Below are 24,859 nucleotides of genomic sequence, written 5' to 3'. Positions count from 1 at the left end.
GAACCGCTCGGCTCTGTTCGAGGATGTGACGTTGGTGGCTGCTGACGACGAGAAGTACATGGAGTACCTGAAGCGGGTGACGACCGAGCTTCGGCAGACCCGTCGCCAGCTTCGCGAAGCCGAGGGCAGAGACCAGGAGCCCATCGCCATCGTGGCGATGAGCTGCCGCTACCCCGGCAGCGTGCGTAGTCCGGAAGACCTGTGGCAGCTGGTCGCCGAAGGGGGAGACGCCGTCTCCGACTTCCCGGTCGACCGGGGCTGGGACGTCGACGCGGCCTATGACCCGGACCCGGACAAGCCGGGCTCGATCTCTGTGCGCGAAGGCGGCTTCCTCCACGACGCGGGGTACTTCGACCCGGCGTTCTTCGGGATGAGCCCACGGGAGGCACTGGCCACCGACCCGCAGCAGCGACTGCTGCTCGAAGTGGCCTGGGAGGCCTTCGAACGCGCGGGCATCGACCCCACGTCGGTGCGCGGTTCCAACGGAGGAGTGTTCGTCGGCGCCGCCACCTCCGGGTACGGCATCGGCGTCGCCGACCTCCCCGAAGGCGTCCAGGGGCTGCTCCTCGCCGGAAACGCCACCTCCGTGGCCTCCGGCCGGATCGCCTACACCCTCGGCCTCGAAGGCCCTGCCGTCACGGTCGACACGGCCTGCTCCTCGTCGCTGGTCGCCCTGCACTGGGCCTGCCACGCCCTGCGCCGCGGCGAATGCGACCTGGCGCTGGCCGGTGGCGTCGCCGTGATGTGCACCCCGGCCATGTTCTTCGAGTTCAGCCGGCAGCGCGGCCTGGCCGCCGATGGCCGCTGCAAGCCGTTCTCCGACGACGCGGACGGCACCGGCTGGTCGGAGGGCGCCGGCATGCTGCTCGTCGAGCGGCTCTCCGACGCCCGGAAGAACGGCCACCCCGTGCTGGCCGTCGTCCGGGGCACAGCCATCAACTCCGACGGCGCCTCCAACGGCCTGACCGCCCCCAACGGCCCCTCCCAGCAGCGGGTGATCCGCTCCGCGCTGTCCCGGGCGGGACTCTCGCCGAGCGATGTCGACGCCGTCGACGCCCATGGCACGGGTACCTCGCTGGGTGACCCCATCGAGGCACAGGCGTTGCTCGCCACCTACGGAAAGGACCGTGCGGACCACGGACCGCTCCAGCTCGGGTCGCTCAAGTCCAACATCGGCCACACCCAGTCGGCGGCCGGCGTCGGCAGCGTCATCAAGATGGTCATGGCGATGCACCACGGGTCGCTCCCCAAGACCCTCCACATCTCCGAGCCGTCCCGCCACATCGAGTGGTCCTCCGGCGAGGTCGAGGTACTGACCGAGGCGAGGCCCTGGCAGCACGACGGGCGCCCGCGCCGCGCCGGCGTCTCCTCGTTCGGCATCAGCGGCACCAACGCACACGCCATCCTGGAAGAGGCGCCGGCGGACGAGGAGGCCCCGGCACCGGACACCGACGGCGAGCCCGTCCGCACGCTTCCCCTCGTCCCCTGGGTGGTGTCCGCCCGCAGTGCGGCGGCTCTTCGCGCACAAGCGGCACAACTGCTGACGCGGGTCAAGCAGGACGAGCTGGACCTGACCGACGTCGGCCACTCCCTGACCACCACACGGACCGCGTTCGAACACCGCGCCGTGGTACTCGCCGAGGACCGGGCCGCGGCCCTGCGCGGCCTGGAGGAACTGGCCACCACGGGCATCGAGGGACCGAACACCGACGTGCTCGGCGGCCGCACGACGCGCGGTGCCACCGCCTTCCTCTTCACCGGCCAGGGTGCCCAACACGCCGGAATGGGACGGGAGTTGTATGCCGCGTTCCCGGCCTTCGCCGCGGCATTCGACGAGGCGTGCGCCCTCCTCGACCCCCAGCTGGAGCGCCCCCTGCGCGATGTCGTCTTCGGCGAGGCCCCCGATGTCGACGCCCTCCACCGGACGGCCTTCACCCAGCCCGCGCTCTTCGCCGTGGAAGTGGCGCTCTACCGGCTGATCGAGTCCTGGGGACTCAAGCCCAAATACCTGGTGGGTCATTCCATCGGCGAGTTGACGGCCGCACATGTGGCGGGCGTGCTGTCGCTGAAGGATGCGTGCCGGCTGGTCGCGGCCCGTGGACGCCTGATGGAGGCGTTGCCGGCGGGCGGGGCGATGGTCGCGCTGCAGGCCACCGAAGATGAGGTATTGCCGCTGCTGGAAGGGCTTGAGCAGCGGGTGAGTCTCGCTGCGGTGAATGGTCCGCAGTCGGTGGTGGTGTCCGGCGAGGAGTCGGCGGTTGCTGAGATCGCCGGGCGTTTCGAGTCCGACGGTCGGAAGGTCAAGCGGCTTCAGGTCAGCCATGCCTTCCACTCGCCGCTGATGGAGCCGATGCTGGAGGAGTTCCGGGCGGTCGCGGAGAGTGTGTCGTTTGCGGAGCCGCGTATCCCGGTGGTCTCGAATGTGACCGGTGAACTCGCCACGGCGGAGCAGCTGACGTCCCCTGACTACTGGGTGCGGCACGTGCGGGATGCCGTCCGGTTCGCCGACGGTGTCCGTTGGCTGGCAGAACACGGCGTGACGAGGCTCCTGGAGCTGGGCCCCGGAGGCACCCTGACCGCCATGGCACAGGCCTGCCTTGCGGACGCGGGGGACGAGGGCACCGAGCGGGTATTCCTCGCCTCTCTGCGGACAAACCGGCCCGAGACCACGTCGCTGATGTCGGCGATGGCCGGCGCCTTCGCTTCGGGCGCACCGCTCGACTGGTCGGCGTACTTCGCGGGCACCGGGGCGCGGCGGGTGGATCTGCCCACGTACGCGTTCCAGCGCGAGCGCTACTGGCTGGAATCGACGGGCGCCACACCTGAGCCGCACGAGCAGTCCGCCGTGGACGGCTGGCGGTATCGGGTGGAGTGGAAGCCGTTGGTGGTGCAGTCGGGTGGGGTGCTGGGTGGTCGTTGGCTTGCGGTGGTGGGTGCGGGTGAGGTGTGGTCCGAGGCCGTGGTGGAGGGGTTGGCGGCGTGTGGTGTGACGGTGGAGCGGGTGGAGTGTGTCGCGGGGGAGGTGGATCGGGGGTTGTTGGCTGAGCGGGTGCGTGAGGTGGCTGGTGAGGAGTCGGTCGCCGGTGTGCTGGTGGTGGACTGCGCTGATGTGGTGCGTAGCGCTGTGATGGTGCAGGCGCTGGGGGACGCCGGTGTTGGTGGGCGTGTGTGGCTGCTGACGCGGGGGGCTGTCGCGGTGGGCCGGTCGGATGGTGGTCCGGATCCGGTGGGTGCTGCGGTGTGGGGTCTGGGTCGGGTGGCTGCTTTGGAGTTCCCGGATCGTTGGGGTGGTCTGGTGGATCTTCCGGAGGCCGTGGACCGTAGGGCTCTTGATCGGCTCGTTGGTGTTTTGGCTGATGGTGGCGAGGATCAGGTGGCGGTGCGGTCGTCGGGTGTGTTCGGGCGGCGGCTGGTGCACGCTCCGGCTCCGGTTGGGGATGCGGCTGGTGGTTGGCAGCCGCGGGGGACGGTGCTGATCACCGGTGGTACGGGCGCGCTGGGTGCTCGTGTGGCGCGGTGGGTGGCCGAGCGGGGTGCGGAGCATGTCGTCCTGACGAGTCGCCGTGGCTTGGAGGCTCCTGGTGCGGTGGAGCTGGAGGCGGAGCTGTCCGGCCTGGGGGTTCAGGTGACGGTGGCGGCCTGTGATGTCGCGGATCGGGATGCCGTGCAGGAGCTGCTGTCCGGGTGTGCGGTGGACGCCGTCGTTCATGCGGCGGGTGTGGTGGATTCTGTGCCGTTGGGGGACGTGGGTGCGGAGCACTTCGCTGAGGTGATGGGGGCGAAGGTCGGCGGTGCGGTGGTGCTGGATGAGGCGTTGCGGGATCGGGCGTTGGATGCGTTTGTGGTGTTCTCGTCGATCGCTGGTGTGTGGGGGAGTGGTGGTCAGGCGGCGTATGCGGCGGGGAATGCGTTTGTCGAGGGGTTGGTGGAGGCGCGGCGTGCGCGGGGTGTGGTGGGTTGTTCGGTGGCGTGGGGTCCGTGGGCTGAGGGCGGCATGCTCGATGCGGAGGGTGCGGAGGAGCATCTGCTGCGGCGTGGGTTGAAGGCGCTGGATCCGGTCCTTGCGGTGTCGGCTCTGGAGTCGGTGGTGGGTGCGGGTGAGGGTTCGGTGGTGGTGGCGGATGTGGCGTGGGAGCGGTTCGCTCCGGCGTTCACGAGTGCCCGTCCGAGTCCGTTGCTGGAGGACTTGCCGGAGGTGCGGGCGGTGTTGGCTGCCGGCGCCGGTGGTGAGGGTTCTGGCGCTGGTGTGGTGCGGGAGCGTTTGTCGGGGCTGTCGGTTGTGGAGCGGGAGCGGGCGCTGTTGGAGTTGGTGCGTACGCATGCTGCGGCGGTTCTCGGTTACCGCAAGCCGGAGTCGCTTGAAGCGCGTTCTGCCTTTCGGGATTTGGGTTTTGATTCGCTGACTGCTGTGGAGTTGCGGGGCCGGTTGAACACGGAAACCGGTCTGCGGCTGCCCGCTACCGTCGTCTTCGACTATCCGTCGCCGGTCGCTCTGGCGCGCTTCTTGGGCGATGAGTTGTTCGGGACCGGGGCGGAGGCGGTATCCGGTCTGCCGGTGTTGGCTTCTGTCTCGGACGATCCGGTGGTCATCGTCGGGATGAGCTGCCGGCTTCCGGGTGGGGTGGCCGGTCCCGAGGACCTGTGGCGGCTGGTGGCCGGGGCCGAGGACGCGATCTCCGAGCTTCCCCATGACCGCGGCTGGGACCTCGATGCCCTCTATGACCCGACCCCGGGCCGGCCTGGGAAGAGCTACTCGCGCCACGGCGGATTCGTCAGCGGAGTCGACCAGTTCGATCCGGCGTTCTTCGGTATCAGCCCACGGGAAGCGGTCGCGATCGACCCGCAGCAGCGGCTGCTGCTGGAGACCTCCTGGGAAGCGCTGGAGCGTACCGGCATAGATCCGCAGACGTTGCGGGGGAGCCGGGCCGGGGTCTTCGTCGGTTCCAACGGCCAGGATTACCCTGCCCTACTGCTGAGCACTCCGGAAGGCCAGGACGGCTACCTCGGTACCGGGAACGCAGCAGCCGTGGTGTCGGGCCGGATCTCCTATGCGCTGGGCCTTGAGGGGCCGGCGGTCACGGTGGACACGGCGTGTTCCTCGTCGCTGGTCGCCTTGCACCTGGCGGTGCAGTCACTGCGCTCGGGTGAATGCGATCTGGCGCTGGCCGGTGGTGTGACCGTGATGTCGACGCCGGGCGCGTTCATCGAATTCAGCCAGCAGCGTGGCCTTGCTGCTGATGGCCGGTGCAAGGCGTTCTCGGACGCTGCGGATGGCACCGGCTGGGGCGAGGGCGCTGGTGTGCTGGTGGTGGAGCGGTTGTCGGATGCCCGGCGCAAGGGTCATCGGGTGTTGGCCGTGGTGCGTGGTAGTGCGGTGAATCAGGATGGTGCGTCGAATGGTTTGACGGCGCCGAATGGTCCGTCGCAGCAGCGGGTGATCCGACAGGCGCTGGCGGGTGCGGGGCTGTCGCCGTCGGATGTGGATGTGGTCGAAGCGCACGGCACGGGGACGTCGCTGGGTGATCCGATCGAGGCGCAGGCGCTGCTTGCGACGTACGGCCAGGACCGGGACGGTGACCGGCCGTTGTGGCTGGGTTCGGTGAAGTCGAACATCGGGCACACGCAGGCGGCTGCGGGTGCGGCCGGTGTGATCAAGATGGTGTTGGCGTTGCAGCACGGTGTGCTGCCGCAGACCCTGCATGCCGAGGAGCCGTCGTCTCATGTGGACTGGTCGGCGGGCAATGTGCGACTGCTCACGGAGGCTGTGGCGTGGCCGGAGGGGGAGCGGCTGCGTCGGGCCGGTGTGTCGGCGTTCGGCGTCAGCGGTACCAACGCGCATGTGGTGATCGAGCAGGCTCCGGTGGAGGAAAGCGCGGTAGCCCAGCAGGTTGGTGAGGTGGGTGTGGCGCCGTGGGTGGTGTCCGCGCGGAGTCCGGAGGGGGTGCGGGCGCAGGCGCAGCGGTTGTTGGCGTATGTGGAGGCCCGGCCTGAACTCGGCATGGCGGAGGTGGGGTTCGCCCTGGCCACGACGCGTTCGGCGTTTGAACACCGGGCTGTTGTCCTCGGCTCCGAGCGCGCGGAACTGCTTGCAGGTCTCACCGGCGTGGCGGAGGGGACTGCTGCGGTCAACGCCGTATCGGGTGCGGTGGACACCGGAGGCCGGCTGGCTCTGCTGTTCACCGGGCAGGGTGCGCAGCGGCTGGGGATGGGTCGGGAGCTGTATGACGCGTTCCCGGTCTTCGCCGATGCTTTTGACGCCGTCTGTGCGTACTTTGACGGGGAGTTGGTGACTCCGTTGCGGGATGTGGTGTTCGGTGAGGACGCGGAGCGTCTGAACCAGACCGGGTTCACTCAGCCGGCGTTGTTCGCGGTGGAGGTGGCGCTGTCCCGGTTGGTGGAGTCCTTCGGCGTCCGGCCCGACTTCCTGGTGGGTCATTCCATTGGTGAGTTGGTGGCCGCGCACATCGCCGGAGTGCTGTCCCTCCCGGACGCGTGCCGGCTGGTGGCGGCTCGTGGCCGGTTGATGCAGGCGCTCCCGGCCGGTGGCGCGATGGTAGCGCTGCAGGCCACCGAGGATGAGGTGCTGCCGCTGCTGGAGGGCCAGGAGCAGCGGGTGAGTATCGCCGCGGTGAACGGTCCGCGGTCGGTCGTGGTCTCCGGTGAGGAATCGGCAGTGGCGGCCATCGCCGGGCACTTCGAGTCCGATGGTCGGAAGGTGAAGCGGCTCAAGGTGAGCCATGCTTTCCACTCGCCGCTGATGGAGCCGATGCTGGAGGAGTTCCGGGCGGTCGCGGAGAGCGTGGCCTACGCCGAGCCGCGTATCCCGGTGGTTTCGAATGTGACCGGTGAACTCGCCGCGGCGGAGGAGTTGGCCTCTCCCGACTACTGGGTGCGGCATGTGCGTGAGGCTGTCCGTTTCGCTGATGGTGTGCGGTGGTTGGAGCAGCAGGGGGTGTCCCGGTTCCTGGAGATCGGTCCGGACGGCACCCTGACCGCCATGGCGCAGCTCTGTCTCTCGGCACCTGATCTGCTGCTGCTTCCCGTTATGCGGAAGGACCGCTCGGAGACGGAAGCCCTGCTGACCGCTGTGTCGCATGTGTTTGTGCTGGGCACGGAGGTGGACTGGGGTACGTGCTTCCCGGTCGCCCGGCGGGTGGATCTGCCGACGTACGCGTTCCAGCGTGAGCGTTTCTGGCCGACGCCTGCACCTGCCGCCGACCCGACCGAGGGCTGGCGGTATCGGGTGGAGTGGAAGCCGTTGGTGGTGCAGTCGGGTGGGGTGCTGGGTGGTCGTTGGCTTGCGGTGGTGGGTGCGGGTGAGGTGTGGTCCGAGGCCGTGGTGGAGGGGCTGTCGGCGTGTGGTGTGTCGGTGGAGCGGGTGGAGTGTGTCGCGGGGGAGGTGGATCGCGGGCTGTTGGCTGAGCGGGTGCGTGAGGTGGCTGGTGAGGAGCCGGTTGCCGGTGTGCTGGTGGTGGACTGCGCTGATGTGGCGCGTAGTGCTGTGATGGTGCAGGCGCTGGGGGCTGCGGGTGTTGGTGGGCGTGTGTGGTGGGTGACGCGGGGGGCTGTCGCGGTGGGTCGGTCGGATGGTGGTCCGGATCCGGTGGGTGCGGCGGTGTGGGGTTTGGGTCGGGTGGCTGCTTTGGAGCTGCCGGATCGTTGGGGTGGTCTGGTGGATCTTCCGGAGGCCGTGGACGGCGGGGTGCTTGACCGGCTGGTCGAGGTGCTCGCGCACGGCGCTGAGGATCAGGTGGCGGTGCGGGCTTCGGGTGTGTTCGGGCGGAGGCTGGGGCATGCGCCGGCTCCTGCTGGGGGCAGCAGTGTCGACGGTTGGCGGCCGCGGGGAACGGTGCTGATCACCGGTGGTACTGGCGCGCTGGGTGCTCGTGTGGCGCGTTGGGTGGCCGAGCGGGGTGCGGAGCATGTGGTGCTGACCAGTCGTCGTGGCTTGGAGGCTCCTGGTGCGGTGGAGCTGGAGGCGGAGCTGTCCGGGCTGGGTGTCCAGGTAACCGTGGCGGCCTGCGACGTCGCGGATCGCAGCGCGGTTGAGGAGCTGCTGTCGGGGTGTGCCGTAGATGCCGTCGTTCACGCGGCGGGTGTGGTGGATTCTGTGCCGTTGGGGGACGTGGATGCGGAGCACTTCGCTGAGGTGATGGGGGCGAAGGTCGGCGGTGCGGTGGTGCTGGATGAGGCGTTGCGGGATCGGGCGTTGGATGCGTTTGTGGTGTTCTCGTCGATCGCTGGTGTGTGGGGCAGTGGTGGTCAGGCGGCGTATGCGGCGGGGAATGCGTTTGTCGAGGGGTTGGTGGAGGCGCGGCGTGCGCGGGGTGTGGTGGGTTGTTCGGTGGCGTGGGGTCCGTGGGCTGAGGGCGGCATGCTCGATGCGGAGGGTGCGGAGGAGCATCTGCTGCGGCGTGGGTTGAAGGCGCTGGATCCGGTCCTTGCGGTGTCGGCTCTGGAGTCGGTGGTGGGTGCGGGTGAGGGTTCGGTGGTGGTGGCGGATGTGGCGTGGGAGCGGTTCGCTCCGGCGTTCACGAGTGCCCGTCCGAGTCCGTTGCTGGAGGACTTGCCGGAGGTGCGGGCGGTGTTGGCTGCCGGCGCCGGTGGTGAGGGTTCTGGCGCTGGTGTGGTGCGGGAGCGTTTGTCGGGGCTGTCGGTTGTGGAGCGGGAGCGGGCGCTGTTGGAGTTGGTGCGTACGCATGCTGCGGCGGTTCTCGGTTACCGCAAGCCGGAGTCGCTTGAAGCGCGTTCTGCCTTTCGGGATTTGGGTTTTGATTCGCTGACTGCTGTGGAGTTGCGGGGCCGGTTGAACACGGAAACCGGTCTGCGGCTGCCCGCTACCGTCGTCTTCGACTATCCGTCGCCGGTCGCTCTGGCGCGCTTCTTGGGTGATGAGTTGTTCGGGACCGGGGCGGAGGCGGTATCCGGTCTGCCGGTGTTGGCTTCCGTCTCGGACGACCCGGTGGTCATCGTCGGGATGAGCTGCCGGCTTCCGGGTGGGGTGGCCGGTCCCGAGGACCTGTGGCGGCTGGTGGCCGGGGCCGAGGACGCGATCTCCGAGCTTCCCCATGACCGCGGCTGGGACCTCGATGCCCTCTTCGGGAACGATGCCGACCACACAGGTGGGAGCCGAACGCGCGCGGGCGGATTCCTCTACGACAGCGGTGACTTCGACGCGGACTTCTTCGGGATCTCGCCGCGTGAGGCGGTCACCATGGACCCGCAGCAGCGGCTGCTGCTGGAAATCTCGTGGGAGGCGCTGGAGCGGGCCGGCATCGACCCGGCGGCGCTGCGTGGCAGCCGCACCGGGGTGTTCGCGGGAACGAATTACCAGGGATACGGCTCGGCCGCACACACCCTGCCCGAGGGCACCGAGGGGCAGCTGCTCACCGGCCACGCCACCAGCGTGACGTCCGGCCGGGTCTCCTACGCCCTCGGTCTCGAAGGCCCCGCCGTCACCGTCGACACGGCCTGTTCGTCGTCGCTGGTGGCGCTGCATCTGGCCGCCCAGGCCCTGCGGCTGGGGGAGTGCGATCTCGCCTTCGCGGGCGGGGTGACCGTGATGGCCACCCCGGGCGCCTTCGTGGAGTTCGGGCGGCAAGGGGGACTGGCCGGCGACGGGCGGTGCAAGGCGTTCTCCGACGACGCGGACGGCACCGGCTGGGGCGAGGGCGCGGGCATGGTCCTCGTCGAGCGGCTGTCCGACGCGCGGCGCAACGGGCACCCGGTGCTCGCCGTGCTCCGCGGCTCGGCGGTCAACCAGGACGGCGCGTCGAACGGTCTGACCGCCCCCAACGGGCCCTCCCAGCAGCGCGTCATCCGGGCCGCGCTCGCCAACGCCGGGCTCGACGCCCATGAGGTGGACGCGGTCGAGGCACACGGCACCGGGACGTCGCTGGGCGATCCGATCGAGGCCCAGGCGCTGATCGCCACCTACGGCCAGGACCGCGCAGCGGACCGGCCGTTGTGGCTGGGCTCGCTGAAGTCCAACATCGGACACACCCAGTCCGCCGCCGGCGTCGCCGGTGTGATCAAGATGGTGCTGGCCCTCCAGAAGGGCGTCCTGCCCCGCACGCTGCACGTCACCGAGCCGTCCTCGCACGTCGACTGGTCGGCGGGTGAGGTGCGTTTGCTGACCCGGGCCGTGGAGTGGCCGCAGCACGAACTGCCGCGCCGGGCCGCGGTGTCCTCGTTCGGGATCAGCGGCACCAACGCGCATGTGGTGCTCGAACAGTACGGGGCGGTTGACGGCGGGCCGGAGGGAGCCACTGCGCTCGACGGCGCCGTGTCCGCCGACGCCGTGCGGGCCGCGGACGACGGGGCCGGTGACCTGGCGGGGCCCGTGGTCTGGCCGCTGTCCGCCCGGTCCGGGGCCGCACTCCGCGACCAGGCGAAGCGGCTGCGCGCCCACCTCACCGACCGCCCGGACCTGCCGGTGGGCGACGTCGGGTACTCGCTCGCCACCACCCGGGCCGCCTTCGACCACCGGGCGGCGCTGGTCGCCGAGGACCGGGACGCGTTCCTGAAGGGCCTCGCCGCGCTGGCCCGCGGGGAGGACACGGCCGAGCTGGTGCGCGGCCACGCGGACACCGGCGGGAAGCTCGTCTTCCTGTTCAGCGGCCAGGGGTCCCAGCGCGCCGGCATGGGACGCGAGCTCCACGCGCGCTTCTCCGCCTACGCGGCGGCCTTCGACGAGGTCTGCGCGGAGTTCGACCGCCACCTCGAACGGCCGCTGCGCGAGGTCGTCTTCGCGGACGAGGGCACGCCCGAGGCCGCGCTGCTCGACCGCACCGCCTACACCCAGCCCGCGCTGTTCGCCGTGGAAACCGCGCTGCACGCGCTCGTCACGTCGTGGGGCATCCGGCCCGACGTCCTGATCGGCCACTCCATCGGCGAGCTGACCGCCGCGCATGTCGCCGGGGTGCTGACCCTGGAGGACGCGTGCCGGCTGGTCGCCGCCCGCGGCCGGCTGATGCAGGCACTGCCGGAAGGCGGCGCCATGATCGCCGTACAGGCCGCCGAGGAGGAGGTCTTGCCCCTGCTGGAGGGCCTGGCCGACCGGGCCGGGATCGCCGCGGTGAACGGGCCGTCGGCCGTCGTCGTCTCCGGGGCACAGGACACCGTCACCGAGATCGCGGCACAGCTGGCCGAGCGCGGGCGAAAGACTAGGCGTTTGCGGGTCAGCCATGCGTTTCACTCTCCACTGATGGACACGATGCTGGCGGAGTTCGGCGAGATCGCGCGGGGTGTGCGCTACGCACCGCCGCGCGTCCCCGTCATCTCCAACCTCACCGGGGAACCGGCGGCCGACGCCGACCTGACCTCGCCCGACTACTGGGTGCGGCATGTCCGCGAGGCCGTCCGCTTCTGCGACGGCGTCCGCCGGCTGGAGGCCGACGGCGTACGGACCTACCTGGAACTGGGGCCCGACGGTGCCCTCGCCGCCACGGCGTGGGAGAGCCTGCGCGAGCCCGGCGAGGAGGCCGCCGCGCTGCCCGTCCTGCGGCGCGAACGGCCCGAGGTGCGCAGCGCCCTGCTGGCCGCGGCGCGCCTGCACGTCCGCGGTCTCGGCACGGGGCCCGCCGCGCTGTACGGCGAGCACGCGCGCCGCGTCGAGCTGCCCACCTACGCCTTCCAGCGCAGCCGGTACTGGCTGGAGCCGGCCGGCTCGCGGACCGGGGTCGAGGCGGCACAGTCGATCGACGACCAGTTCTGGGCCGCCGTGGAGAGCGCCGACCCGGGCGAGCTGGCCGAGCGCCTCCACCTGGCCGGTGACGCTCCGCTGCGCGAGGTACTGCCCGCGCTGTCCTCATGGCGCCACCAGCAGCGCGAACGCACCGTCGCCGACGGCTGGGAATACCGGGTCACCTGGCGGCCGGCCGCCGACGCCCCGGCTCCCGTGCTCTCCGGCACCTGGCTGCTCGCCCACCCCGCGGGTCACGGCGGCCGTGCCTGGGAGACGGCGATCGCGGCCGGACTCACCGCCCACGGGGCGGCCGCGGTCGTCCCGTTCGAGGTCGACTGCGCCCGGGCCGACCGCAAGTCGCTCGCCGACCAACTGGGCACACTGCTGGGCGAGTCGGGCCCGGTGGGCGGGGTGCTGTCCCTGCTGGGCACCGACGAGGAACCGCACCGCAGCCAGCCCGCCACGCCCGGCGGACTCGCCGCGACCATGGCCCTCGTCCAGGCGCTCGACGACCTGGGCACCGGCGCGCCCCTGTGGTGTGCGACCACCGGGGCCGTCGCGGTACGCGAGGGCGAGGCCGTGCCGTCCCCCGTCCAGGCCGCCGTCTGGGGCCTGGGGCGGGTCGCCGCGCTGGAGCAGCCGCAGAGCTGGGGCGGTCTGGTCGACCTGCCCACCGGGCCCGATGAGCGGGCCGTTGAGCGGCTGTGCGCGGTCCTGGAGGCCGGTCCGGGCGAGGACCAGGTCGCCGTGCGCGGCTCGGGCGTGTTCGTCCGGCGGCTGGTCCGGGTCCAGGCCCCTGGTGCCGCACCCCATACCGACGAGCCGTGGGCGTGCGCCGGCACCGTACTGATCACCGGCGGCACCGGAGCGCTCGGCGCACACGTGGCCCGCCGGCTGGCCGACCGGGGCGCCGAGCACCTGATACTGGCGGGCCGGCGCGGCGCGCAGGCCGAGGGCGCGGCCGAGCTGCGGGCCGAACTCACCGCCCGGGGCACCCGGGTGACGCTCGCCGCATGCGACGCCGCCGACCGTGACGCGCTCGCGCGGCTGCTGGCCGAACACCCCGTCGATGCGGTGTTCCACGCCGCGGGCGTGCTCGATGACGGGCTGCTCGCCGGACTCGACGGGGCCCGCCTGGACGCCGTACTGCGGTCCAAGATGGCGGCCGCCGCGCATCTGCACGAGCTGACCGACGGCCTCACGGCGTTCGTGCTGTTCTCGTCCTTCGCCGGCACGGTGGGGGCGACCGGCCAGGCCAACTACGCCGCCGCCAACGCCTATCTGGACGCCCTCGCCGAGCACCGGCACGCCCTCGGCCTCCCCGCCACCTCCGTCGCATGGGGCCCATGGGCCGGCGCCGGAATGGCGGCCGGCAGCGCGGGCGACGAGCAGCTGGCCGAGCGCCTCACCCGCGGCGGTATGGCCACGCTCGACCCGCGGCTCGCGGTCGACGCGCTGGAGCGGGCCGTCACCCGTGGCGACACCACCCTGACCGTGGCCGACGTGGACTGGGCGCGCTTCGTACCCGGCTTCACCTCGGTGCGGACCAGCGCGCTCTTCGCCGAGCTGCCGGAGGCCCGGCAGGCGACCCCGGAACGCGAGTCCGCGGACAGCGACGGACCGGGCGGTCTGCGGACGGTGCGCGCACAGCTGGCCGGGCGGAGCGAGACGGACCAGGAACGCGTCCTTGTCACGCTCGTGCGCACCCATGTCGCCGGTGTCCTCGGGTACGACGCGGTGGACGCGATCGATCCGAAGCGGGCGTTCAGCGAGCTGGGCTTCGACTCGCTCATGGCCGTCGAGCTGCGCAACCGGCTCTGTCTGGCCACCGGCACCCAGCTGCCCGCCACGCTGCTGTTCGACCACCCGACCGCCGCGGCTCTCGCCCGCCATCTGCGCAAGCAGGTCGCGGCGGGGGACGCGGCCGGGGCGCTGCCCGCGCTCGCCGAGCTGGACCGGCTGGAGGACGCGCTCGCCGAGGTGGCGCAGGACGATCCGCAGCGGGCCAGGATCGCCTCCCGGCTCCAGATGCTGCTCGCCAAGTGCCACGAGCGGGAGGACACCGACACGGCGGCGAACGACGACGCCGGGGTGAGCGACCGGATCAACTCCGCCACCGCGGACGAGATCTTCGACTTCATCGACAACGACCTCGGCATGTCATGACACGCCGGCCGCAGGACCCCCGGAACCGCCACGTGGATGAGGGTGTATGAACGAACAGAAGCTCCTCGAGTACCTGAAGAAGGTCACCAACGACCTCCACCAGACCCGCCAGCGCCTCCAGGAAGTGGAGGCCGGGCGCCAGGAACCGGTGGCGATCGTGGCGATGAGCTGCCGTTTTCCCGGTGGGGTGGGTTCGCCGGAGGAGTTCTGGCGGCTGCTTACGGGCGGGGTGGATGCGATCGGTGAGTGGCCGGCGGACCGTGGCTGGGACGTGGAGGCGCTCTACGACCCCGAGCCGGGGATCCCCGGGCACAGTTACACCCGTGCCGGTGGCTTCCTCGACGATGTCGGCGGCTTCGACGCGGGCTTCTTCGGGATTTCGCCGCGGGAGGCGGTGGCGATGGATCCGCAGCAGCGGTTGCTGCTGGAGACGTCGTGGGAGGCGTTCGAGCGGGCCGGGATCGACCCGGCGGCGCTGCGTGGCAGCCGCACCGGCGTCTTCGCCGGCACCAACGGGCAGGACTACACCGCGCTGCTGCTCGGCGCCGCGGAAGGGCTCGAAGGCCACATCGGCACCGGCAACGCCGCCAGCGTGGTGTCCGGCCGGGTCTCCTACGCGCTGGGCCTGGAGGGTCCCGCGGTCACCGTCGACACCGCCTGCTCGTCCTCGCTCGTCGCCCTGCACCTCGCGGCGCAGGCCCTGCGGTCGGGGGAGTGTGACCTCGCGCTGGCCGGCGGGGTCACCGTGATGTCCACACCCGGCCTGTTCCTGGAGTTCAGCCGGCAGCGCGGACTGGCCGCCGACGGCCGCTGCAAGGCCTTCGCGGACGCGGCCGACGGCACCGCCTGGGGCGAGGGCGCGGGCATGCTCCTCGTCGAGCGGCTCTCCGACGCCCGGCGCCACGGGCACCCCGTGCTGGCCGTCCTGCGCGGCTCCGCCGTCAACCAGGACGGCGCGTCGAACGGCCTGACCGCCCCCAACGGCCCCTCCCAGCAACGCGTCATCTGGCAGGCGCTGTCCGGCGCGGGCCTGGCCACCGCGGACGTCGACATGGTGGAGGCCCACGGCACCGGCACGACCCTCGGCGACCCCATCGAGGCCCAGGCGCTCCTGGCGACCTACGGGCAGGACCGGGACGAGCGGCAGCCGCTGTGGCTGGGCTCGGTGAAGTCCAACATCGGGCACACCCAGGCCGCCGCCGGCGCGGCCGGCGTCATCAAGGTCGTGCTCGCCCTCCAGGAAGGGCTGATGCCCTCGACCCTGCACATCGACCGGCCCTCGTCACACGTCGACTGGTCGGCGGGGAACGTCGCGCTGCTTTCCGAGGCCACCGCCTGGCCCGACCAGGGGCGGCCGCGCCGGGCCGCGGTCTCCTCCTTCGGCGTCAGCGGCACCAACGCCCACGTCATCATCGAACAGGCCCCGGACCGGGAAGCCGCCCCCGAGGCCGACGACGTCCCCGACACGGACACCGCCGCCCAGGACCTCGCCTTCCCCCTCTCCGCGCGCACCGCGGAATCGCTGCGCACCCTCGGCGCCCGGCTGCACGAGCGGCTCTCCGGCCCGACGCCGCCGCCGCTGCACGACCTCGCCTGGTCGCTGGCCACCACCCGCACCACGTTCGAGCACCGGGCCGCCGTGATCGCCGCCGACCACGAGGAGCTGCTCCGCGGGCTGGACCTGCTCGCCCGCGACGTCCCGGCCCCCGGAGTGGTACGCGGCACGAGCGGCGGGGACGGCCGTACCGCTTTCGTCTTCCCCGGCCAGGGCTCCCAGTGGGCGGGGATGGCCACCGAACTCCTCGACACCGACGCGGAGTTCCGGGCCCGCTTCACCGAGTGCGCCGAGGCCGTGGAGCAGTTCTCCGGCTGGTCCCTCGACGAGGTGCTGCGCGGCGCGCCGGGAGCACCGTCCCTCGACCGCGTGGATGTCGTCCAGCCCGCCCTGTTCGCCGTGATGGTCGCCCTGGCCGGGCTCTGGCGCGCCCGGGGGGTGGAACCGGACGCCGTCGTGGGCCACAGCCAGGGTGAGATCGCCGCCGCCTGCGTCGCCGGGGCGCTGAGCCTGGAGGACGCCGCCCGCGTCGTCGTCCTGCGCAGCCGCGCGCTGACCGCGCTCGCGGGACGCGGCGGCATGATGTCCGTCCTGCTGCCGCTGCCCGAGGTGGAGGAGCGCCTCGCCCCCTGGGGCGACGCCATCTCCGTCGCCGCCGTCAACGGCCCCCGCTCCGTGGTCGTCTCCGGTGCGGCGGACGCCCTCGACGAGCTGTTCGCCGCGCTGGAAGCCGACGGCGCCCAGGTCCGCCGGATACCGGTGGACTACGCGTCCCACTCCGCACAGGTCGAGGAGATCCGTGAGCAGCTGCTCGCCGACCTCGCACCGGTGCGCCCGCGCAGCGGCGCCACCCCCTTCTTCTCCACGGTGACCGGCGACTGGATCGACACCGGCCGGCTCGACGCCGAGTACTGGTTCCGCAACCTGCGCCGGACCGTGCGCTTCGAGCACGCCGTCCGCTCCCTTGCCGAACAGGACTACCGCGCCTACGTCGAGACCTCCCCGCACCCCGTGGTGACGACCGCCGTTCGCGAGACGCTCGACGCACTCGACCTCGCGGACGCCGCCGTCGTCGGCACCCTCCGCAAGGGCGAGGGCGGCCGGCGGCGGTTCCTCACCTCCCTCGCCGAACTCTCCGTCGCCGGCGGGCCCGTCACCTGGCGCACCGTCCTCGACCCCGCCGGAGCCGGCACCGCCCGGCGGATCGCCCTGCCGACCTACCCCTTCCAGCGGCGCCGCTACTGGCCCGAGCCCGCCCCCGCACTGCGCGGCGGCCCGGGCGACGCCACCGACTCCCGCTTCTGGGAAGCCGTCGAGAGCGGCGACGCCGACACCCTCGGCGCCGCACTCGCCCTGGACCCGGCCACCCTCGACGCACTGCTGCCCGCACTGACCGACTACCGCCGGCGCCACCGCGAAGGGGCCCAGGCCGACTCGTGGCGCTACCGCATCACCTGGAAGCCCGTCCCCGCCGGCACCGCTCCCGCCCCCCTCCGCGGCACCTGGCTGGTGCTCACCCCCGGCGACCCCGCCCCGGCCGACGAACTGACGACGGCGCTCACCGCGGCCGGAGCGCAACCCGTCACCGTGCCCGTGGACGCCGAAGGCGACCGCGCCGCCCTCGCCGGGACGATCGGCGCGGCGTTGCGCGGCACGGCCGCCCCGGACGCGCCGCTGCCCCCGGTCTCCGGGATCGTCTCGCTGCTCGCCCTGGACGAGGACGAGCACGGAGCCCACCCCGGCCTGCCCCGGGGCTTCGCCGCCACCGTCGCCCTCGTCCAGGCCCTGGACGACCTCGGTGTCGAGGCCCCGCTGTGGTTCGCCACCCGGGGCGCCGTGGCCACCGATCCGCTGCGGGGCGTCACCGCACCCCGCCAGGCCCTGGTGTGGGGCTTCGGCCGAGTCGTCGCACTGGAGCAGCCGGAGCGCTGGGGCGGACTGCTCGACCTGCCCGAAACATGGGACCCGGCCGCGGCCACCGCCGTGGTCCGGGCACTCGCCGGCATCGGCGACGAGGACCAGCTGGCGATCCGCCCGCACGGCATCCTCGCCCGGCGGCTGGTCCGCGCCGCCACCGGCGCACTCGACACCACCCGGCGGTGGACACCCCAGGGCACCGTCCTGGTCACCGGCGGCACCGGCGCCCTCGGACGGCACGTGGCCCGCTGGCTCGCCCGCAACGGCGCACCGCATCTGCTGCTCGTCAGCCGGCGCGGCGCCGACACCGCCGGAACGGCCGAACTCGCCGCCGAACTCGCGGAGTTCGGCACCCGGACCGACTTCGCGGCCTGCGACATCGCCGACCGGGACGCGCTCGCGGCCCTGCTCGACACGATCCCCGCCGACCGGCCGCTCACCGCCGTCCTGCACACCGCTGCCGTCCTCGACGACGGGACCATCAACTCCCTGACCCCCGCCCAACTGGCCGGGGTACTCCGGGTGAAGGCCGGCGGCGCACGCAACCTCGACGAACTGACCCGGTCACACGACCTGTCGGCCTTCGTCCTGTTCTCCTCCACCGCCGGCATCATCGGCGCACCGGGCCACGCCAACTACGCCCCCGGCAACGCCTACCTCGACGCCCTGGCCCAGCAGCGCCGGGCCGCCGGGCACCGGGCCACCTCCGTCGCCTGGGGCCCCTGGGCGGAAGCCGGCATGGCCGAGGGCACCGTGGGTGAGCGACTCCACCGGCACGGCGTACGCGTCATGGACCCGCAGTCGGCCGTCGCCGCGCTGCAACGCGCCCTCGACCACGACGACACCACACTCGCCGTCACCGACATCGACTGGGACACCTTCACCCACGCCTACACCACGGCCCGCGCCCGGCCCCTGATCGCCGACCTCCCCGACGCGCAGCGGGCCCGAGCCGCCGCCGCACCGGCGACCGAGGAGACCACCGAAGGCCCCGCACTCGCCCGGCAGCTCGCCGCCCTGGACGAGGCCGAGCAGCGCCAGGCCCTGTCGGAACTCGTCCGCGCCCATATCGCCGCCGTCCTCAACCACAGCGATCCCGACGAGATCGCCCCCCACCGGGCCTTCCGCGAACTGGGCTTCGACTCCCTCATGGCCGTCGAACTCCGCAACGCGCTCAGCACGGCCATCGGCAGCCGCCTCCCGGCCACCCTCATCTTCGACCACCCGACCCCGGCGGCACTGGCCACCCGGCTGCGGACCGAACTGCACCTCGACGAGGCGCCGGCCCCGGCCGCCCAGGCCCCCGCCCGGGCCACCGTCCACGAAGACGACCCCATCGCCATCGTGGCGATGAGCTGCCGTTTCCCCGGTGGGGTGGGTTCGCCGGAGGAGTTCTGGCGGCTGCTCGCGGGCGGGGTGGATGCGATCGGTGAGTGGCCGGCGGACCGTGGCTGGGACGTGGAGGCGCTCTACGACCCCGAGCCGGGGATCCCCGGCCGCAGCTACACCCGTGCCGGCGGTTTCCTCGACGATGTCGGCGGCTTCGACGCGGGCTTCTTCGGGATTTCGCCGCGGGAGGCGGTGGCGATGGATCCGCAGCAGCGGTTGCTGCTGGAGACGTCGTGGGAGGCGTTCGAGCGGGCCGGGATCGACCCGGCGGCGCTGCGTGGCAGCCGCACCGGCGTCTTCGCCGGCACCAACTACCAGGACTACTCCTCCCGTTCCCTCGCCCCGGCACCGGACGCCGAGGCCCACCTCGGCACCGGCAACTCGGCGAGCGTCATGTCCGGCCGCCTCTCCTACACCTTCGGCCTGGAAGGCCCCGCGGTCACCGTCGACACCGCCTGCTCGTCCTCGCTCGTCGCCCTCCACCTCGCGGCGCAGGCCCTCCGCGCGGGCGAATGCGATCTCGCGCTGGCCGGCGGCGTCACCGTGATGTCCACCCCGGGACTCTTCCTGGACTTCAGCCGCCAGCAGGGCCTGGCCCCCGACGGCCGCTGCAAGGCGTTCGCCGACCGGACCGACGGCACCGGATTCTCCGAGGGCGTGGGCGTCGTACTGGTCGAGCGGCTCTCCGACGCACAGCGCAACGGCCACACGGTGCTGGCGCTGCTCCGCGGCTCCGCCGTCAACCAGGACGGCGCCTCGAACGGCCTGACCGCCCCCAACGGCCCTTCACAACAACGAGTGATCCGCGAGGCCCTGGCCGGCGCCGGCCTGTCCGGGACGGACGTCGACGCCGTCGAGGCCCACGGCACCGGAACGACCCTCGGCGACCCCATCGAGGCCCAGGCAATCCTGGCGACCTACGGCCAGGACCGGGAGACCGACCGGCCGCTGTGGCTCGGCTCCGTCAAGTCCAACATCGGGCACACCCAGGCCGCCGCGGGTGTGGCGGGCCTGATCAAGATGGTGCTGGCGCTCCAGCACGGCGCGCTGCCGCCCACCTTGCACATCGACCGGCCGTCGACCCATGTGGACTGGTCGGAAGGGAACGTACGGCTGCTCACGGACACCGTGGAGTGGCCCGACACCGACCGGCCGCGACGGGCGGGTGTCTCCTCCTTCGGTATCAGCGGCACCAATGTGCACGCGATCCTGGAACAGGCCCCGGCCGCCCCCACCCCGCCACCGGCCGGCACCCCGTCCGTGCCCGTCACCTGGACGCTCAGCGGCACCACCCGCGACGCCCTCCGCGCGCAGGCCGGCCGGCTGCACACCCACCTCGTGGACCGGCCCGAACTCGATCCGCGGGACGTAGGACTCTCCCTGGCCACGACCCGGTCCGCCTTCGAACACCGCGCCGCCCTCGTGGGCGCCACCCGCGACGAGCTGCTGAGCGGCCTGAGCGCACTGGCGAACGGAGAGACCCCGGCACATGCCCGCACCGGGGTGGTACGCGGCGAAGGCAGAACAGCGCTGCTGTTCACCGGCCAGGGCGCGCAACGTGCCGGAATGGGCCGGGAGTTGTACGACTCCTTCCCGGTCTTCGCCGCTGCGTTTGACGCCGTCTGTGCGCACTTCGACGGGGAGCTGGCCTCGCCTCTGCGGGATGTGGTGTTCGGCGACGACGCGGAGCGTCTGAACCGGACGGGGTTCACGCAGCCGGCGTTGTTCGCGGTAGAGGTGGCGCTGTTCCGGTTGGTGGAGTCGTTCGGTGTGCGGGCTGACTTCCTGGTGGGGCATTCCATTGGTGAGTTGGTGGCTGCGCATGTGGCGGGGGTGCTGTCGCTGGAGGATGCCTGCCGTCTGGTGGCGGCTCGTGGCCGGTTGATGCAGGCGCTTCCGGCGGGTGGCGCGATGGTAGCGCTGCAGGCCACCGAGGATGAGGTGTTGCCGCTGCTGGCGGGCCAGGAGCAGCGGGTGAGCATCGCTGCGGTGAACGGTCCGCAGTCGGTTGTGGTCTCCGGCGAGGAGTCCGCGGTGGCGGCCGTCGCCGACCGCTTCGAGTCCGACGGTCGGAAGGTGAAGCGGCTCCGGGTCAGCCATGCCTTCCATTCGCCGCTGATGGAGCCGATGCTCGACGAGTTCCGTAGGGTCGCGGAGAGCCTGACATTCGAGGAGCCCCGCATCCCGGTGGTCTCGAACGTCACCGGCACGCTCGCCACGCCGCAGGAGTTGACCTCCCCCGCCTACTGGGTGCGGCACGTCCGTGAGGCGGTCCGCTTCGCCGACGGCATCCGGTGGCTGGAGGAGCAGGGCGTGACCCGGTTCCTGGAGATCGGGCCGGACGGCACCCTGACCGCCATGGCGCAGGAGTGCCTTGAGGGTGACCGGACGTTGATCCCCGCGCTGCGCAAGGACCGGCCCGAGACGCACGGGGTCATGGCCGCGGTCGGCGCTCTCCACACCTCGGGTGCCGGTCTCGACTGGGCCGCGCTGTTCCCCGGCGCCCGCCGTGTCGACCTGCCGACCTATGCCTTCCAGCGGCGGCGCTACTGGTGGGACGCGGTCGCCGCCGCGGGCGACCTCGACGCCGTGGGGCTGCGCGCGGCCGGTCACCCACTGCTCGGCGCGGCGGTCACCGTGGCCGGTGCGGAGTCCGTGGTGTTCACGGGGCGGCTGTCCCTGGCCACCCATGCCTGGCTCGCCGACCACGCGGTGCTGGGCAGGGTGATCCTGCCGGCGACGGCCTATCTCGACCTGGCGGTCAGCGCCGGTGACCGTACTGGATGCGACCATCTCGCCGAACTCACCCTGGAGGCGCCACTCGTCCTTCCGGAGCGCGGCGCGGTCCAGCTACAGGTCGCGGTGAGCGCACCCGACGACGCCGGGTGCCGGTCGTTCACCGTGCACTCCCGGCCCGTGGCGGAGGACGACGACGCGCCGTGGGCCCGGCACGCCCAGGGCACCTTGGCCACCGCTCCGCCGAACGAGCCCGAAATGCGCGGCAGTTGGCCGCCCGAGGGCGCCGAGCCGGTCGGAACGGGGGAGTGGTATGACGCCTTCGCCGAGGCCGGGTTCGCCTACGGGCCCGCGTTCCAGGGGCTCGGGCAGGTCTGGCGGCGCGGCGAGGAGCTGTACGCCGAGGCCGCCCTGCCCGAGCCGTACCGCGCCGACGCCGCACGGTTCACGCTGCACCCCGCGCTGCTCGACGCGGCCGTGCAGACGCTGCTGGTCGGTGGCCGGGACGCGGCTGACGGCGGTGCGGCTGACGGCGGTGCGGGGGACGGCGGTGCGATGCTGCCGTTCGCCTGGAGCGGGGTGACGTTCCATGCCGAGGGGGCCGATGCGCTGCGGGTCCGTCTGGCGCCCGCCGAGGGCCGGACAGATGCCTTCTCGGTGCTGGTCACGGACGTCTCCGGACGGCCCGTCGCCAGCGCCGACGCGCTGACCCTGCGCACGGTGACTCCCGAGCAGCTGCCCGCCTCCCCGCAGGCCGGGCCGGAGGCGCCGTTGCGCGTCGACTGGCGGGCCACCGCCCCTCTGCCCGCACGGTCGGGGGCCGCACGGTGGGTCGTGCTCGGCAGCCCCGCCGGCGCCACGTCCGGCGGATCCGCGGACGCCGGGATCACGGAGGCACTGGACGGCGCGGGTGTGCACACCGAGTCGTACGCCGACCTCGATGCGCTGGCGGCCGCGGTGGCCACGGGGATGACGATGCCCGACACCGTGCTGCTGGTGTGCGCCCCGGACACCGCTGCGGCCGCCCCCGATGTCCGGGGGCTGCTCGCCACCACCCTCGCCACCTGCCGCCAGTGGCTCGCCGAGGAGCGGTTCGCCGGCTCCCGGCTGGTGCTGGTCACCCGGGGCGCCGTCGCCGCCGCGCCCGGGGAGGACGTCGCCGACCTCGCCGGCGCGGCGCTGTGCGGACTGGTCCGCTCCGCGCAGCGGGAACACCCCGGGCGGCTGTGGCTGCTCGACCTCGACCACAGTGCGGCCTCCCGCGAAGCGCTCGCGGACGCCGTGGCTGCCGCCCCCGCACAGGCGGTGCTGCGGGCCGGCGAGCTGCGGCTGCCGCACCTCGCCCGCGTCGAGCCTCCCCGGGCCCCGCAGTCCCCGTTCGACCCGGACGGCACGGTGCTGGTCACCGGGGCCACGGGTGCGCTGGGACGGCTCCTGGCCCGCCATCTGGTCACCCGGCACGGCGTGCGGCACCTCCTGCTGGCGAGCCGTCGCGGCCCCGCGGCCGACGGGGCGGCCCGGTTCTGTGCGGAGCTGGCCGAGGGGGGAGCGGAAGCCTCCCTGGTGGCCTGCGATGTCGCCGAGCGGGCGGAGGTGGCGGCGCTGCTCGAGTCGGTCCCGGCGCAGCACCCGCTGACCGCCGTCGTGCATCTCGCCGGCGTCGTCGACGACGGTGTGCTGACCGCCCTCGACGAGGAGCGGATCGACCGGACGCTGCGCCCCAAGGCCGACGCCGCCTGGCTGCTGCACGAGCTGACGAAGGATCAGAAGCTGTCCGCGTTCGTGCTCTTCTCCTCCGCGGCCGGGACCTTCGGCTCGGCGGGCCAGGCCAACTACGCGGCCGCCAACGCCTTCCTGGACGGTCTGGCCGGGCACCGGGCGGCCCAGGGTCTGCCGGCCACCTCCCTGGCCTGGGGGCTGTGGGCCGAGGACGGCGGGATGACCACGGGGCTCGCCGACACCGACCGGCGGCGGATGGCCCGCGGCGGGATGCGGCCGCTCTCCGCCGACGACGGGCTCGCGCTGTTCGACGCCGCACTGGCGACGGGCGACCCCGCCCTGGTCACCGTGGGCCTGGGCAAGGGGGGACAGGCGGCACTGCTGGACGGTGCCGCTCCCGGCCGCACCCGGCGCACGGTCTCCGCGTCCGCGGCGGACAAGGACGATCTGCTCGCCCGGCTCACGGCCGCCGGCCCCGACGGGAGGGACGCGCTGCTGCTCGATCTCGTCCGGCGCCAGGTCGCGGCGGTCCTCGGCCACGGCTCGCCCGAGGACGTCGAACCGGACCGCGAATTCACCGAGTTGGGCTTCGACTCACTGACCGCCGTAGAGCTGCGCAACCAGCTCGGCACCGTCACCGGCCTGCGGCTCCCGCCCACCCTCGTGTTCGACGTCGCCACCCCGCAGGACCTCGCCGCCCGGCTGGGCGAGGAGCTGACCGCGGGGGCCCTCCCGCAGTCCCCCGCCGCGGGATCCGACGACCGGCCGTCCGCGCCGGCGCGGGCGCAGGACACCCTCGGCGCCCTCTTCCGGGGGGCCTGCGAGTCGGGTCGGGTGGAGGAGGGCTTCGCGCTGTTGCAGGCGGCCGCCCAGCTGCGGCCGACGTTCGACACGCCGCAGGACGCCGGGGCGCACTGCACCCCCGTACGCCTCGCGCGTGGCGGCGACGCCCCGGACACGCCCGAGCCGGCGCTGATCTGCTTCAGCTCGTACGTGGCACTCGCCGGGGTGCACCAGTACGCCAGGTTCGCCTCCGCCCACCGGGGCACCCGCGACGTCTGGGCGCTGCCCACCCCGGGCTTCGGGCGCGAGGAGCACCTGCCCGCCTCCTTCGACGCGGTCGTCCGGCTCCAGGCCGAGGCGGTGCTGCGGTGTGCGGACGGCGGCCCGTTCGTGCTGCTCGGCTCGTCCTCCGGCGGCATCCTGGCCCTCGCCGTGGCGCACCACCTGGAGAAGGCGGGGACCCCGCCCGTCGGGGTGGCGCTGCTGGACACCTATCTGCCGCGCGAGGACTCGCCGTTCACCCGGTTCGCCGGAGAGATGATCAGCGGGATGTTCGCCCGCGAGTCCCTGTTCGCGCACATGGATTCCGACCGGCTCACCGCGATGAGCTGGTACATCCACGTCGTCGGTGCCTGGTCGCCGGATCGGCTGTCCGGCCCGGTGCTGCTGGTGCGCTCCAGTGAGCCGCCGGTGAGCGCCGAGGAGGGGGAAGAGCTCGCACCGGAGGAGTGGCAGGCCTCGTGGGACGGCGCGGACGCCGTGACCGAGGTGCCGGGCAACCACTTCACGATGATGGAGGACCACGCGGCCTCCACCGCCAAGACCGTCGCCGCCTGGATGGAGGCCCTGCCGGGGCCGCAGCCGCGGGGCGACACGCCGTGATGAGCGGCGGGCAGCGGCCTGCGCCG

Annotated in this window: 2 protein-coding genes; both read left to right on the top strand. The window is 72.8% G+C overall.

Going from position 1 to position 24,859, the window contains the following annotated elements:
- Positions 1-34: 34 nt before the first annotated feature.
- Positions 35-13,852, top strand: coding sequence for a type I polyketide synthase (locus OIU81_RS00615; protein WP_329141949.1), 13,818 nt, complete (start codon positions 35-37; stop codon positions 13,850-13,852).
- Positions 13,853-13,898: 46 nt separating this feature from the next.
- The gene (locus OIU81_RS00610) at positions 13,899-24,833 is read left to right on the top strand and encodes a type I polyketide synthase (protein ID WP_329141947.1); all 10,935 of its coding nucleotides are present in this window, start codon (positions 13,899-13,901) and stop codon (positions 24,831-24,833) included.
- Positions 24,834-24,859 lie beyond the last annotated feature (26 nt).

It is taken from the genome of Streptomyces sp. NBC_01454, assembly GCF_036227565.1.
Classification (GTDB): Bacteria; Actinomycetota; Actinomycetes; order Streptomycetales; family Streptomycetaceae; genus Streptomyces.
This window is presented reverse-complemented; position numbering and strand designations above follow the sequence as displayed.

Coding starts and splice junctions, on each gene's coding strand:
- OIU81_RS00610 (WP_329141947.1), top strand. CDS start 13,899: ATGAACGAACAGAAGCTCCTCGAGTACCTGAAGAAGGTCACCAACGAC.